Below are 13,163 nucleotides of genomic sequence, written 5' to 3' on the forward strand. Positions count from 1 at the left end.
CTTATGCGAGAACTCAAAAGGCTGCCGGTTTCCAGTCTAGCCTTTCAACCGGAGCACAACAGAACAAAGGGCGCCGTGCGGCGCCCTTTGTTCTCGAAATTTCAGAATCTGCGCTTGATAATCGATGCCCTGCCTGCGGAAAGTCCCAGGCTGATGCCTTCGATACCACCACGCGATGTCGACGAAATCGCGGTCTTCGTGAATATCAGAGCCTCACCCGCTATCCGTCGATGGTGTCACTTCGTGCTGAGGACCTTAGCGTTGCATTTGCATCAGATGATCCATAGGGACCATGTTGTGATTGAGGTGACCCATGATCCACATGGATCCGACGACGACGATCAAGATGATCAGCATTGTCGTTGCGAACGCTATGACATTGATCTTCTGCGCGGGAGCAGTGTTGATGTGCAGAAAGAAGATGAGATGAACAAGCATCTGAGCGATCGCCAAAACAGCCAATCCGGCCTCGACGCTGAACGGAGCCATATTCGTGCTGCGTGCCACACTGAATGCGGCGACCGTGAGCATGACCGCCAAAACGTAGCCAACAATGTAGCCGCGTAGGCCTCCGTGGGCCTCTCGAGTCACCAATCCAGGGGTATGTGAATCCCCGCGGTGGGGGGCGTGCCGTAGATGTGTCGTCATAGATAGCCTCCGACCAAATAGACAAATGTGAAGACGCCAATCCAAACCACGTCGAGGACGTGCCAGAAAAGGCTGAAGCATAGGAAGCGACGCACCATTGCTGGCGTAAATCCGCGTCCAAGGAATTGGACAAGGAGAACGCCGAGCCATAGGAGCCCGCATGTCACATGCAAACCATGCGTACTGACGAGCGTAAAAAACGAGGATAGGAACGCGCTGCGATCGGGGCCGTCGCCCCTCGATATGAGGTCGGCAAACTCATGAACCTCTAGCGCTAGAAATGTCAGGCCAAGCGCAGCCGTAACAAGAAATCCGATTAGCGCCACGAACTTGTTTCGCCGATCGCACGCCAGCATGGCGATACCGCATGTAAAGCTGCTTGTAAGAAGGCAAGCCGTTTCGATAAATGCGTTGTGCGCACTGAAGAGCATGTGTCCATCAGGACCACCGTCCGTCGCAGTCCTCAATACGGCGAACACGGCGAACAGCGCAGCAAAGAGGATGCCATCGCTCAAAAGGTAGATGTAGAAGCCAAAGCCAGTGATATGTTGTCTGGAGGACAACTGCTCATCCGAGCCCTCTACGGGAATATCCAACGATGCAACATTGCTAGACATAAGTCTGTCCCTTCCTGATCAGACGACGTGAGGTTGTGTGCGCTCGAGCCGGCCTACTTCAGCGGCCGAAAGCTCGAATTCATCGTTTTCGTCCCAGGACGACCACGCGATCAACGCGATAAACGCAATGATCGCCAGGACACCCATCCACCAGATGTGCCAGATCATGCCGAACCCGCCGATGACGGCGAAGAAACTCATGAAAAATCCAAGCCCCGAGTTCTTTGGTATCTCAATAGCCTCGAAAGATTCGCTTGAGGCAGGCATGACCTCCTGCTTTGCTCCCCAGTACGCGTCGAGACCACTCACCTTCGGTACTCGCGCAAAGTTATAAGCGGGAGGCGGCGAGGTCGTTGACCACTCCAGGGTGCGTCCATCCCACGGGTCCGCCGCGCCGCCACGCAACGTCTCGCGGTGCCTGATGCTCCATACCAATTGGGTGACCTGAAGCAGGATGCCGATCAGGATCAACACGGCTCCGCCCTCGGCGAAGAGCAGGTATGGCAGCCATGCCGGATCGTCGTAATGGTTCATACGACGTGTCATGCCCATGAAGCCAAGAATGTAGAGCGGCATAAAGGCAAGATAGAAGCCGAAGAACCAACACCAAAACGCGGCTTTGCCCAAACCTTCGTGAAGTCGAAATCCAAAAGCTTTCGGAAACCAATAGGTGAAACCTGCAAAGCAGCCGAAAACAACACCGCCGATGATCACGTTGTGGAAGTGCGCGACGAGAAACAGGCTGTTGTGCAGTACAAAGTCCGCCGGAGGCACCGCCATCAAAACACCGGTCATGCCGCCGATTGTGAACGTCACCATGAATCCGATGGTCCATAGTACCGGCGAGGCAAAACGCACGCGCCCGCCATACATCGTAAAGAGCCAATTGAAGATCTTCACGCCTGTCGGTATGGCAATCACCATGGTGGTGATGCCAAAGAATCCATTGACGTCCGCGCCCGAGCCCATCGTGAAAAAGTGATGCAGCCACGTGGTGAACGCCAAAAGGGTGATGACCATTGTTGCTATGACCATCGACCGGTATCCGAACAACGGCTTGCGGGAGAACGTTGCTATGACCTCCGAAAACACGCCAAATGGCGGAAGAATGAGGATGTATACCTCTGGATGACCCCATGTCCATATGAGGTTGATATACATCATGGGGTTCCCACCGCCATCGTTGGTAAAAAAGTGCATTCCTAGATAGCGATCCAACAGCAACATCGCAAACGTTGCCGTCAAGATCGGAAACGCTGCGACAATGAGCATGTTTGACGCAAGCGCCGTCCACGTGAAAATAGGCATCATCGACAAGCGCATGCCGGGAGCACGCATCTTCAGGATCGTCGTCACCAGATTTACGCCCGAGAGGAGCGTTCCGACTCCCGATATTTGCAACGACCAAAGGTAGTAGTCGACTCCTACGCCAGGACTGAAAGGCAACTCGGATAGAGGTGGGTAGGCCAACCAGCCAGTGCGCGCAAATTCACCAATACCAAGGGAAAGGTTGATCAGGAGTGCCCCGGCTGCGGTTAGCCAAAAACTGACGGAATTCAGTACAGGAAACGCCACGTCGCGCGCACCAATCTGCAGCGGCACGACGAAATTCATCAAGCCCACCACGAACGGCATCGCCATGAAGAAAATCATGATCGTGCCATGCGCGGAAAAGATCTGATCGTAGTGCTCAGGTGGCAAGAAGCCGTGGGCGTTGCTGCTTGCCAACGCCTGCTGCGAACGCATCATGATCGCATCGCTGAATCCGCGAAGAAGCATCACCGTCGCCAACAACGTGTACATGATGCCGATGCGCTTGTGGTCGACGGTCGTGATCCACTCGGTCCAAAGCCATGTCCATTTGTGCATGTAGGTGATCAGAGCAAGGATCGCCAGGATGCCGACAATGAGCACGGAACACGTGATCATGACGATAGGCTGGTCGAAGGGGATCGCACTTAACGTAAGCTTTCCGAACATGTCAGTGCTCCGATCGTGCGGGTATGTGCGCGGCGCCAGGGGCGCTTGCAGAGACGGCCAACGTCGATTCCGGACGTTCCGTGGCGTGGTCGATGGCGTGGTCGAACAGATCGCCTGATACCGGGAAGTAGTACGTGACCTCGCCGACCTTGTGATCCGCCACTAAACGGTCATAGGCCGTCGCATCCAGTTGTGTCGCCGCCGACTTCGTCCGCGCGACCCACGCTTCGAAGCCTGCCGCATCGGTCGCAAGCACTTGGAAATGCATGTCGGAGAATCCATCGCCGCTGAACTGCGCGGATAGGCCACGGTAGTTGCCCGCCTCGTTCGCCTGCAGTTGCAACTGCGTCTGCATGCCTGGCATGGCGTAGACCTGACCGCCCAATGAGGGGATGAAGAACGAATTCATCACGGTCGCCGATGTCAGCTTGAAGGCGACCGGCGTGTCGATCGGTATGGCCAACTCATTGACACTGGCAACGCCCTGCTCCGGATAGATGAACAGCCAGCGCCAGTCCATGGCGACGACTTGGACGACAAGCGGCTTTTGCTTTGACGCCAGTGGCCGATACGGGTCGAGTTGGTGTGCACCGACCCAAGCCAAGCTTCCGAGAAACAGGATGACGAGCATGGGAATCATCCAAATGGAAAACTCGATGGCCCCGGAGTATTCCCACTGCGGCCGATATTTCGCCCTTGCATTGGATGCGCGGAACCACCAGGCGAACCAAAGCGTAAGAATGATGATGGGTGTAACTACCATCAGCATCGGAATGAGCGCTTCCAGCAGAAGCTGTTTTTCTTGCGCCCCAACAGGTCCCTTAGGTAAAAGCACGCCTTCGCTGCAGGCGCCCAAAGACGTACAGACCGCCACCGTCGTCAAACGAACCAAGGACGACGAGATCGTATTTCTAAGCATCATGATTGGTCTCCGCGATCGGCGGCCCGATGGGTGGCCACAATTCGTCCACTGCGCGACATAACAATGCGGAGACGTTAGGTCGCAACCACCAACGCGGTCTTGGACAAAACTGCCCCGCAAGGAACAGATGAGACCTGTCGTCGTGATCGTTGCAAATAGAGTGGCGCACACCCTGACTCAAAAGTGTCGATTTACTCGACAAAGTCGTAGACCAAACAAGTCACGTGGTTTTCGTACATATCCGGTCAATCGCGTACAAGCCTATCGGGTTACGTTGGCGCTAACGTCGTCTTCGGTTAGAGCTTGGTTCTTTCAAGAAAGAACTGCACGGACATCAGCCGATTCAGGCTGTCCAACTACCTTCGGATTCGTTCGATTCGCATGATTGGCACCCAGGTGTGCGTTGACTTTCATTGTAAGGAGATCGCAGGTATGGCCATGACGTCTGCCGAATACATTGCCCGCGTACTCGAGCTAGCGGGCATCAAACACGTTTACGGCGTCGTTGGAGATTCGCTCAACGGCCTGACAGATGCTTTCCGCAAGTCCGGCGCCATCGAATGGATCCACACACGTCACGAAGAAAGCGCTGCGTTCGCCGCCGGTGCAGAAGCGCATTTGACGGGTCAACTGGCTATTTGTGCTGGCAGTTGTGGTCCGGGCAATCTTCACCTCATCAACGGTCTTTTCGACTGTCATCGCAGCGGTGTTCCCGTTCTCGCTATCGCGGCGCACATTCCAAGTAGCGAAATTGGCATCGATTACTTTCAGTCGACGCACCCGGAATCACTCTTTAAGGAATGCAGCCATTACGTGGAGTTGGTATCGAATCCAAGCCAGCTCCCACAGATTCTTGGGCGCGCCATCCGCGCTGCTGTCGCTCGACGCGGCGTGGCGGTTATCGTCATACCTGGCGACGTCGCACTTAAGGACGCGGTTGCTGAGCCGCCACGCTGGGTGGTGCCGACCAGGCCGATCATTCACCCCTCCTTGAAGGATCTCAAACGACTGGCGAACCTGCTGAGGGATGCGACACGCGTCACCATTTTCTGTGGTGCAGGCTGCGCCGGAGCGCACGACGAAGTGATCGAGCTCGCCAAGCGATTGAAAGCACCGATCGTTCACACCTTGCGCGGCAAGGAATTCATTGAGTATGACAATCCGTACGATGTCGGCATGACTGGACTCGTGGGCTTCTCGTCGGGTTATGCCGCCATGAAGGACTGCGACGCATTGTTGCTGCTAGGCACCGACTTTCCATACCGCCAATTCTTTCCAACACACGCCAAGATCGCGCAGATCGATATTCGCCCCGAAGCACTGGGCAATCGCTGCTCACTTGAGCTTGGCCTCATTGGTGACGTGAGGGAAACACTTCAGAGCCTGCTTCCCTCGATTCCCGAAAAGGTCGACTCCAGCCATTTGGACGCGGCTCTCGCTCACTACAAAGAGGCGCGGAAAGGCCTTGATAAACTGGCCGAACCCAGGGAAGGCAGCAAGTTAATCCATCCGCAATACGTAACTCAACTCGTCAGCGAGTTAGCTGCTGAGGATGCGATTTTTACATGCGACGTCGGTACCCCCGTTCTTTGGACGGCGCGCTACCTCAAAGTCAACGGTAAGCGCCGTATCGTCGGCTCGTTCAACCACGGCTCCATGGCGAACGCGATGCTGCACGCAATAGGCGCGCAGGTCACCTTCCCCCAACGCCAAGTGATCTCAATGTCTGGCGACGGCGGCTTCTCCATGATGATGGGCGATTTCCTTTCGCTCGTACAACTTAAGCTCCCGGTCAAGATCATCCTGCTCAATAATGGAACCTTGGGCTTCGTTGAGATGGAGATGAAGGCCAACGGTTTTGTGGATACCGGCTGCGACCTAGTCAATCCCAATTTCGCAGACATGGCGAACGCCGCGGGTGTCAGAGGCATTCGCGTTGAAGATCCACAATACCTTCGCGCGGCGCTCGTTGAAGCGTTCAACCACGACGGCCCCGCGCTAGTGGACGTTGTTAGCGCGCGCCAGGAATTGGCAATGCCGCCGACGACAACGTTCGATGAAGCCTACAAATTCGGTCTCTTCATGATCAAGGCGGTTCTCGATGGCCGAGGAAGCCAGTTGGTCGACTTGGCGAAAGTTAACCTACTTCGCTGACCAGGAGAATCGCATCACGCGTTTGCACCGAGGGGTCAGGACTCCCGCTCAGTTCACAATGCCGCCTTTCGCAGACCACCTCTCGGATCACGATATTGCGGACATTCCGAGTTTCGTCAGGACCGGTTGGGGAGATCAACAAACGACCGTGGACGCCGGACAAGTCGCGCATCTTCGAAAAGTACTTGCTCCGCTACTGGCCGCCAAATCCACCTATGACTCTCGCGCAAATGACGCTGATACCAGGAAATAACGCACCATGAATTCACGTCGATGCTCGAAGCCACGGGTTTCATTACTGCAAGCAAGAGCCTGGTGGCGTGCCGCGCTAGCCCTGACCTCGGTCGCCGCGTTGGCTGCGTGTAGCGCGTCCCCTTCTCGAAATATCTTGGGATCTTATTTTCCGACCTGGATGATTTGCGCATTGCTTGGACTGGCCGGCGTAGTGGTTCTGCGCGCCGTGTTTGGAAAAACTGGCATCGACGCGGGGCTACCGATTCCGGTGGTCGTCTACTTGTGCACGTGGGTGGCCGTCACCCTGGCGATCTGGCTGCTATGGCTGGGATGAAGGAGACACCACGCATGTCCGAAAAGACAACTCTGGGTCGAATCATCGCATTTGTTGCGATTGCCAGCGCAGTAGTGATGCTGATCACGACGATGATTGTCCTGGACCAGCGCCCTCGCACACATGACTCCTACGTGTTTGCCTACAGCGCAGGCATTACGCCGGAGGTGAGCGGTCGCATCGTCGAGTCCGACATCAAGAACGACCAATTTGTCCACCAGGGCGACGTGCTGCTTCGCATCGATCCCGAACCGTTTGAGATGAAGCTTCGTCAGGCGAATGCGCAGGTCGCGGCCCTGGAGGCCGAAATAGACCTGACCAGTCGTCAGGTAACAGCGCAAGGTTCGGGTGCGCAAGCAGCTGCTCGCGAAGTCGATCGCGCACGCCAACAACTTGCGCTAGAGCACAACACGGTCGAGCGCATGGCGCCTCTGTTGGCGAAAGGCTTCGTGACAGCACAGCAAATGGACGAAGCGCGTACGAGCGAGCGCACGGCCAACGCACAGTTGGCAGCAACGATTCAACAGGCCTCGCAAGCCCAGGAAGCCATCGGCGACGTGGAGAGCCTCAAGGCGCAGCTGCTCGGAGCCCAAGCAGCCCGGGACCTGGCCGCGCGTGACGTCCGTGAGACGGTGATTCGGGCGCCGGTCGATGGCCGAATCGCCGGATTCAATTTGTCGATCGGCTCGTTCGCTGTCGTGGGCCATCCGCTTTTCACGCTGATCGACAACAACCATTGGTATGCGATCGCCAATTTCCGTGAAACGGATCTGCATCACCTTAAGGTAGGCGATCGTGCCACGGTCTGGGTAATGGGCTACGACGAGCATCCGCTTCAAGGCGCGGTGGAAAGCCTTGGAGCAGGCGTACAACCGGAGGGACAGGCTGGCCCTGGATTGCCCGAGGTCGATCGAAACCTCAACTGGGTCGTCGTTGCGCAGCGCTTCCCGGTATGGGTGCGCTTGGATCATGCCGAAACGAGCTTCTTGCGCATCGGCGCCACCGCTTCGGTCAAGGTGGCGAAATGACTGCCGTAAGCGACAGCGCCTCCCCTGCACGACTACCAACGCTACTGCGCCGTGAGCTACAGCTTGATGCAGTGCGGATTCGCTCCATCGCGCGCATCGCGACAGGCACGGCCATCGCGGTTACGGTCGCCATGGTATTTCAAATACCCCTGCCCGCTTACGTGGCGTACCTGATCTTTCTTCTTAGTCAGGAAGACACGGCTTCAACGATTATCGGCGCGATCGGTGGACTGGTCGCCGTAACGCTTGCGGCCGCGCTCTCGCTGCTGTTCTACGTGTTCGACGCGTCGGAACCCGCGCTACGGATTCCGTTGCTGGCCCTGAGTACGTTCTTGGGCATGTTCCTGTCGCGGACGAGCACGCTGGGCCCCATCGCCTTTCTCTCTGGCTTCGTCCTGGTGCTTTCGCAAACACTTGTCGATAACGCACCCAATACCGAGGCGGTTACGCACATCGTGCTGTGGCTTTGGGTCGTGGTCGCCATACCTGTCTTTACCGTCATCGTGCTCAATCTTTTGACCGGACAAAGCCCCGTTTCGCTTTCCCGTCAACGAGCCGCGGCGTTGATGGACGCCGTCGCGGACTACATCGAACTGCCGCTTTCCCAGGACCCGTCCTTGCTGCGCGAAAAGCTTGTAGCGCTTAACCAGCTAAAAGGGAAAGCCCTTTTGTGGGACAAAAAGCTCAAGGCATTCGCGGGAGAAGATCAACGGTTGTTGGGGCTCATGCTCGAGATACTTCAGATCGCCCGGGCTTTGCCGCCGCAGCTTCCAGCGACCTCCCGGCATGGATTGGCTTCGAGCGTTCGCCAAAGCCGGGCGCTCTTTCTCGAGCGCAGAGGAATCGACGACGCGGCCGTTCCGATGGCTCAAGGGGGCGTAAAATCCGACTCCGACCCCGTGTATGCAGCCCTTCGTCTGGCGCTTTGGGAGTTGCGTAGGGAAGCCAGCGGGCACGCCCAGGTGGGCACTTCAAATGCTCACGCCACCGCTGCTCGTCGGCTGTTTGTGCCCGATGCCTTTCACAACCCGGCATACGTGCGCTACTCGCTCAAAGTGACTTTTGCCGTTTTGGCCGCCTACGCCACCTACTCGCTGCTGGATTGGCCAGGCATCAGTACCGCCGTCACGACATGCTTCTTCGTTTCTCTGACCACCTTCGGCGAAAGTGTGCATAAGCTGACACTACGAATTTCTGGCGCCGTTTTGGGAGGTATCCTCGGCGGCCTGTGCCTGGTCTTCGTCATCCCGTTGCTGACAGATATCGGTCAGTTATGCCTGCTTGTCGCTACCGTCTCCGCATTTTGCGCATGCATCTCCACGAGCAGCGAAAACATTTCATACGCCGGCATGCAAATGGCGTTTGCGTTTTTTCTAGGGGTGTTACAAGGGTACGCACCGGCAAGCGACTTGACGGTACTTCGGGATCGCGTTGTCGGCATCGTGATCGGAAACATCTGGATTAGTGTCTTTTTCACAAGTCTTTGGCCCGTCAGCGCGCTTCAGCACGCACGCAACCTTTGGTTGTCGTCGCTGGAGAAACTAAGCGCACTCCTTGTCGCCCCGTCGGCACAAGCTGCCGCAGACCTGCGGATCGACATCAACACCAATGCCCAACAAGCGGAGTTGCTGAAGTCGCGCTCGGTATTCGAAGGATCATGGATTCAGCGCCGTCGGCCAGCTCATACCGCCGAACTCGAAGCATCTGCCATGGAACGGTTGGCCAATTCGACCTTTGTCCTACGACGCCTGCAGTCTTCGGTTCCCTCCCCAGCTGCCGCCGATCTTCACATGTCGCAGCGCCTGCTCGCGCTTTCCAAAGGAGCTGCTCCCGCTTCGCTACTCCTTGACCTGCCGGATCCGACGTCACTTGCCGGCCGTGCCCGTCTGCGCCTGAACGAAGAGATCGATCATGCATCGCGCTTGCTATAGATCGTCGCTCCTTGTCGGCTGTGGCGTTACCATCGCGCTTTGGGCTCACTCCACGCCTGCATTCGCGAACGACGCGCCCGTTTCGTGGGCACAGGCGTCGACAACCACCGCCGCGCCGGCGGCAGCGGATACCCCCGCGGTCGAAAACCGAGCCTATTCGCTGGCTGAACTGTTGAAATTGGCGTTGTCGATCAACCCGCAAACGCGCGAAGTTGAAGAACAGGCGTACCAGGCGGACCTGGCGACGCGATTGGCCAAGAGCCAATACGCGCCGCAGGTTAGCCTCAAGGCGCTAGGTGGTATCCAACGCACGCCGCTAGCCATTCCACCGACCGTCTCGGCGAAGGGTTACTTCGTTTCGTCGACGCGTGAGGTTTTTCCAACCCTCGAAATGAAGTGGCTCCTGTTCGATTTCGGTCGGCGCAAAGGTGAAGTCGAAGAGGCCCGACACAACGCCGATGCCGCGCAGTCGGCGGTCTTGGGGACGCAGGAAAAGCTGATCTACGAAGTGTCGGAAGCCTACTTCGATACCGTCTCCGCGCAAGGACGCATTCGTGCCGCGCAGAAAGCCCTCGACGCTGCCGGACTTGCCGAACAGGCCGTCCTCGACCAACGCAATCATGGACGCGCCACGGTAGTGCAGTTGGCCGAAGCTCAGCGTCAGACAGCTGCCATGCATTTGGCGCTCACCAAAGCATCCGGTGCCGCCGATATCGCGTTTGCAGGCCTTGTCGCGACAGTCGGTTTACCACCCGAAAGTCACTTTCAAGTCGCCACACCATCGGACGTCGCAACGTCGGCTTCCTTGAGGCCGCTTAACGTGCTGATCGATGATGCGCTTGAATCAAGACCGGACATTCTCGCTGCCAAGGACAAGGTGGCAGCGTCAGAAGCCAAAGTCGACACAACGAGGGCGGCCTATCGTCCCACGATCAGTTTGGCTGCACAGATGTTTCAGAACATTGGCGAAATCAGCAGCGACGGCAGCCCTTATTCGTCGATTAACCGTACCGGCAATGCCGTGTTCGTTTCGTTCGAATGGGCACTATTCGATGGCGGCGCGCGCGCGACCAACGTGTCAGTCGCCCTTTCCGAGAAATCCGCTGCCGAAGATTCCCTGGCAGCCACCAAGAACGGTGCTTCACAGCAAGTCGTGCAGGCCTATAACAATCTCAAAACCAGCCTCGATAACCGCGCGCAGTCGCTTGCCTACACAAAGGCCTCAGACGTCGCCTATCAAGCGACCTTGGATTCCTATCGACGCGGTCTCAGCAGCATTACCGATCTCATGAATAACGAGGCGGTTCTCGCGCAAGCGCAGGCGGATCAGGAAGACGCAGATGCCGATGTGCAAATTGCCAAGGCCGCGCTCGATCTTGCACTCGGTCGTCAACCGGTATCGCCATAACGCCTGCCATCCATCTCTTGCATCATCCAAGCAGTGGAGTGTGCCATGAGCAAGAAAGTCGCCGAAATCATCGTGGAAGTCCTCGAACAAGCGGGTGTCAAACGCTGCTACGGCATCGTCGGCGATACCCTTAATCTGATCGCCGAACATCTCGACAAGAGCACCATTGAATGGGTGCATGTTCGCCATGAAGCAGCAGGTGCCTTCGCCGCCGGCTGCGAGGCAGCCTTGACCGGCCAATTGACTGTCTGCGCGGGTAGCTTCGCGGCGCCCCTGCTCCGTGGTGACGCCGCAAGGTAGTGCTGAGACGTTTACCTGGTAGCGCTGACGTATTTCATCCGGAGCGCTTTCAAGCGTCGCTAGTGTGTGTGCGCCAGCAAGACCACGTTGATACCCTCTGCAGCTAGCGCTTCGGCACATGCCCGCCCCAGTCCCTGACTGGCACCACAAACCAAGGCGGTCTTTCCTGTGATTCCCAGATCCACCGCGACGCCTCCAGATTGATAGGCCGCCTAACAGTGTGACCAAGAGGAAGCCATGGACTAACACCGTACATGGGCATCCGCTTTACTCTTCTCCTGCGACGTCAGGCATGACCTTCCCCATTTCCATAGCCTGACTTGGAGACACCTCTTGTATTCCGATGACGATTTGTTCGTCAGGCGCAGCGGTTGCTGCCTGAAACATGGCCCACAACTCGGTGAGAAATTTCCTTTTGTATTCCGCCGACCTCCCCGACCGAATGAGCACGGTAAGCGCAGCAGTAGGCGCCTCTTCGCCCGCACTAAAACCATCGCCCGGCTCAAAGTCCTGAAACACTACATGCACCCAGTTTTGCGGTACACCAGCATATTCGGAGTGAAACGATGTCAATTGTTTCGCCAAGCGATTTTTGGCGTGACCATCGAGCGTTCCTTTCTGTGTCACTAGCGTGTAGAGAGGCATAAGTTTATCTATCCCTAATGCTTGATGGCACCAGCGCAGCGCAACAGGCGTCACTTCACCGAATGATCGACCAGCGTCTTGAGATCAGTCACGGAATACGAGACACACATCCGATAACCGTTGCCGCATCGCACGGGTGAAAGGTCCGAAATCTCCTCGTTCTCGCACTCCGGCAGCGTCAGCTCGCCCTTACCCATCCATGCATCAGCCACCGTGAAATTATCCATGATGGATTCCACCAATTCGTGCACAGCAGGACGCTCCCACTGTCCAGCTGCGAGTCTGGGGAAATGACGCATATTGATAGTAGGACGAGAACCCAGGGCAGCAGGGTCCGTTACAGGCTTTTCAAGGGTAACGATACCCTTCGCTATGCGCTGCCCGTTCGTTGACGCACTCGCGCCAAATCGACTTCCGGCTGCGAGCTTGGTGGCAGCGGGGCCTTTCGCACTAAACGTGCGCGTCTGGAAAACCGAGCCTAGGCGCTTTGGGAAACCCTGCGCCAAACCGCGCGCAATCGCCGCGTCGTTATCAACGAAGATATAAGGACAGAATGCAACCGGTTTACCGTCGAACAACGCATCAACGAGTATGAAGAATTCCCGGTACTGATATCGTGCCGGATTCAGTAACTCGTCATGCTCGCCGGTGAATTGCCAATCAATGAAGTACGCCTGCGCGTGTCCTTCCGCCTTGGTATCTTCCTGCAGCTCCGCAGGCAGAAGAGACGCAACAGCGTCTGGACGCGCCCAGAAGTCAATGACGAGGAAATCGCCGGCGTAGTGCCAAGGCGGAGGCGGAGAGATGTTGGAGAGACCGCGGGGTGTCAGGGGAACGAAAAAATTGCGTTTCATATGGCATCTCCTGGATGAACGTCAGACAAGAGCGGCCCGTCGACACGACTATGGCCCGGGCGAATACGATGACATTCACAGCTCGACGGGTCATGAACAAATATGACT

Annotated in this window: 12 protein-coding genes and 1 pseudogene; 6 read left to right on the plus strand and 7 right to left on the minus strand. The window is 56.8% G+C overall.

Annotation, left to right across the window (positions count from 1 at the left end):
* Window positions 1–255: 255 nt before the first annotated feature.
* The 4 genes from cyoD to cyoA are packed head-to-tail and all read right to left on the minus strand — an operon-like array spanning window position 256 to window position 4,167.
* Window positions 256–729, minus strand: a complete 474-nt coding sequence (cyoD, locus tag EAH75_RS04690) for a cytochrome o ubiquinol oxidase subunit IV (protein WP_343182726.1) — start codon at window positions 727–729, stop codon at window positions 256–258.
* The gene (locus tag EAH75_RS04695; RefSeq protein ID WP_140804553.1) at window positions 645–1,265 is read right to left on the minus strand and encodes a cytochrome c oxidase subunit 3; all 621 of its coding nucleotides are present in this window, start codon (window positions 1,263–1,265) and stop codon (window positions 645–647) included. Before EAH75_RS04695 ends, cyoD begins: the two co-directional genes overlap by 85 nt.
* Before the next feature lie 18 nt (window positions 1,266–1,283).
* Window positions 1,284–3,245: a cytochrome o ubiquinol oxidase subunit I gene (gene cyoB, locus EAH75_RS04700; protein ID WP_140804555.1), complete on the minus strand. Its 1,962-nt coding sequence runs from the start codon at window positions 3,243–3,245 to the stop codon at window positions 1,284–1,286.
* Window position 3,246: 1 nt separating this feature from the next.
* On the minus strand, window positions 3,247–4,167 hold the full coding sequence (gene cyoA, locus EAH75_RS04705; protein WP_206666197.1) for a ubiquinol oxidase subunit II: 921 nt from the start codon (window positions 4,165–4,167) through the stop codon (window positions 3,247–3,249).
* Between the two features lie 432 nt (window positions 4,168–4,599).
* Between cyoA and poxB the strand changes: the two genes are divergently transcribed.
* From poxB to EAH75_RS04735, 6 genes and pseudogenes are all read left to right on the plus strand, one after another.
* Window positions 4,600–6,321: a ubiquinone-dependent pyruvate dehydrogenase gene (gene poxB, locus EAH75_RS04710; protein WP_140804557.1), complete on the plus strand. Its 1,722-nt coding sequence runs from the start codon at window positions 4,600–4,602 to the stop codon at window positions 6,319–6,321.
* 259 nt (window positions 6,322–6,580) lie between these two features.
* A complete protein-coding gene (locus tag EAH75_RS20020; protein ID WP_140804559.1) occupies window positions 6,581–6,889 on the plus strand; it encodes a YtcA family lipoprotein in 309 nt (102 codons plus the stop codon).
* Window positions 6,890–6,903: 14 nt separating this feature from the next.
* Window positions 6,904–7,917, plus strand: coding sequence for an HlyD family efflux transporter periplasmic adaptor subunit (locus EAH75_RS04720; RefSeq protein ID WP_140804561.1), 1,014 nt, complete (start codon window positions 6,904–6,906; stop codon window positions 7,915–7,917).
* Window positions 7,914–9,848, plus strand: coding sequence for an FUSC family protein (locus EAH75_RS04725; protein ID WP_161596288.1), 1,935 nt, complete (start codon window positions 7,914–7,916; stop codon window positions 9,846–9,848). The genes EAH75_RS04720 and EAH75_RS04725 overlap by 4 nt, the downstream gene beginning before the upstream one ends.
* Complete coding sequence (locus tag EAH75_RS04730; protein WP_140804565.1) at window positions 9,829–11,256, plus strand: TolC family protein; 1,428 nt, start codon at window positions 9,829–9,831, stop codon at window positions 11,254–11,256. The genes EAH75_RS04725 and EAH75_RS04730 overlap by 20 nt, the downstream gene beginning before the upstream one ends.
* A gap of 45 nt (window positions 11,257–11,301) precedes the next feature.
* Window positions 11,302–11,517 (plus strand): annotated as a pseudogene (locus tag EAH75_RS04735) (thiamine pyrophosphate-binding protein); the annotation flags it as partial.
* A gap of 98 nt (window positions 11,518–11,615) precedes the next feature.
* Here the strand turns inward: EAH75_RS04735 and EAH75_RS04740 are convergent.
* From EAH75_RS04740 to EAH75_RS04750, 3 genes are all read right to left on the minus strand, one after another.
* Window positions 11,616–11,741 carry an SDR family NAD(P)-dependent oxidoreductase gene (locus EAH75_RS04740; protein ID WP_140804567.1) on the minus strand — a complete coding sequence of 42 codons (126 nt, stop codon included), beginning with the start codon at window positions 11,739–11,741 and terminating at the stop codon, window positions 11,616–11,618.
* 82 nt (window positions 11,742–11,823) lie between these two features.
* Window positions 11,824–12,201: a tautomerase family protein gene (locus EAH75_RS04745; protein WP_140804569.1), complete on the minus strand. Its 378-nt coding sequence runs from the start codon at window positions 12,199–12,201 to the stop codon at window positions 11,824–11,826.
* A 50-nt stretch (window positions 12,202–12,251) separates the two neighbouring features.
* Entirely contained in the window at window positions 12,252–13,055 is an 804-nt protein-coding gene (locus tag EAH75_RS04750) for an acetoacetate decarboxylase family protein (protein WP_140804571.1), read from the minus strand.
* Between the last annotated feature and the right edge of the window lie 108 nt (window positions 13,056–13,163).

The sequence above is a fragment of the Rhodanobacter glycinis genome (assembly GCF_006438785.1).
Taxonomy (GTDB): Bacteria; Pseudomonadota; Gammaproteobacteria; order Xanthomonadales; family Rhodanobacteraceae; genus Rhodanobacter; species Rhodanobacter glycinis_A.

Excerpts from the sequence above, each read along its gene's own strand:
- cyoD (WP_343182726.1), bottom strand. The coding sequence starts at position 729 with ATGCTTCAGCCTTTTCTGGCACGTCCTCGACGTGGTTTGGATTGGCGT.
- EAH75_RS04695 (WP_140804553.1), bottom strand. The coding sequence starts at position 1,265 with ATGTCTAGCAATGTTGCATCGTTGGATATTCCCGTAGAGGGCTCGGAT.
- cyoB (WP_140804555.1), bottom strand. The coding sequence starts at position 3,245 with ATGTTCGGAAAGCTTACGTTAAGTGCGATCCCCTTCGACCAGCCTATC.
- cyoA (WP_206666197.1), bottom strand. The coding sequence starts at position 4,167 with ATGATGCTTAGAAATACGATCTCGTCGTCCTTGGTTCGTTTGACGACG.
- poxB (WP_140804557.1), top strand. The coding sequence starts at position 4,600 with ATGGCCATGACGTCTGCCGAATACATTGCCCGCGTACTCGAGCTAGCG.
- EAH75_RS20020 (WP_140804559.1), top strand. The coding sequence starts at position 6,581 with ATGAATTCACGTCGATGCTCGAAGCCACGGGTTTCATTACTGCAAGCA.
- EAH75_RS04720 (WP_140804561.1), top strand. The coding sequence starts at position 6,904 with ATGTCCGAAAAGACAACTCTGGGTCGAATCATCGCATTTGTTGCGATT.
- EAH75_RS04725 (WP_161596288.1), top strand. The coding sequence starts at position 7,914 with ATGACTGCCGTAAGCGACAGCGCCTCCCCTGCACGACTACCAACGCTA.
- EAH75_RS04730 (WP_140804565.1), top strand. The coding sequence starts at position 9,829 with ATGCATCGCGCTTGCTATAGATCGTCGCTCCTTGTCGGCTGTGGCGTT.
- EAH75_RS04745 (WP_140804569.1), bottom strand. The coding sequence starts at position 12,201 with ATGCCTCTCTACACGCTAGTGACACAGAAAGGAACGCTCGATGGTCAC.
- EAH75_RS04750 (WP_140804571.1), bottom strand. The coding sequence starts at position 13,055 with ATGAAACGCAATTTTTTCGTTCCCCTGACACCCCGCGGTCTCTCCAAC.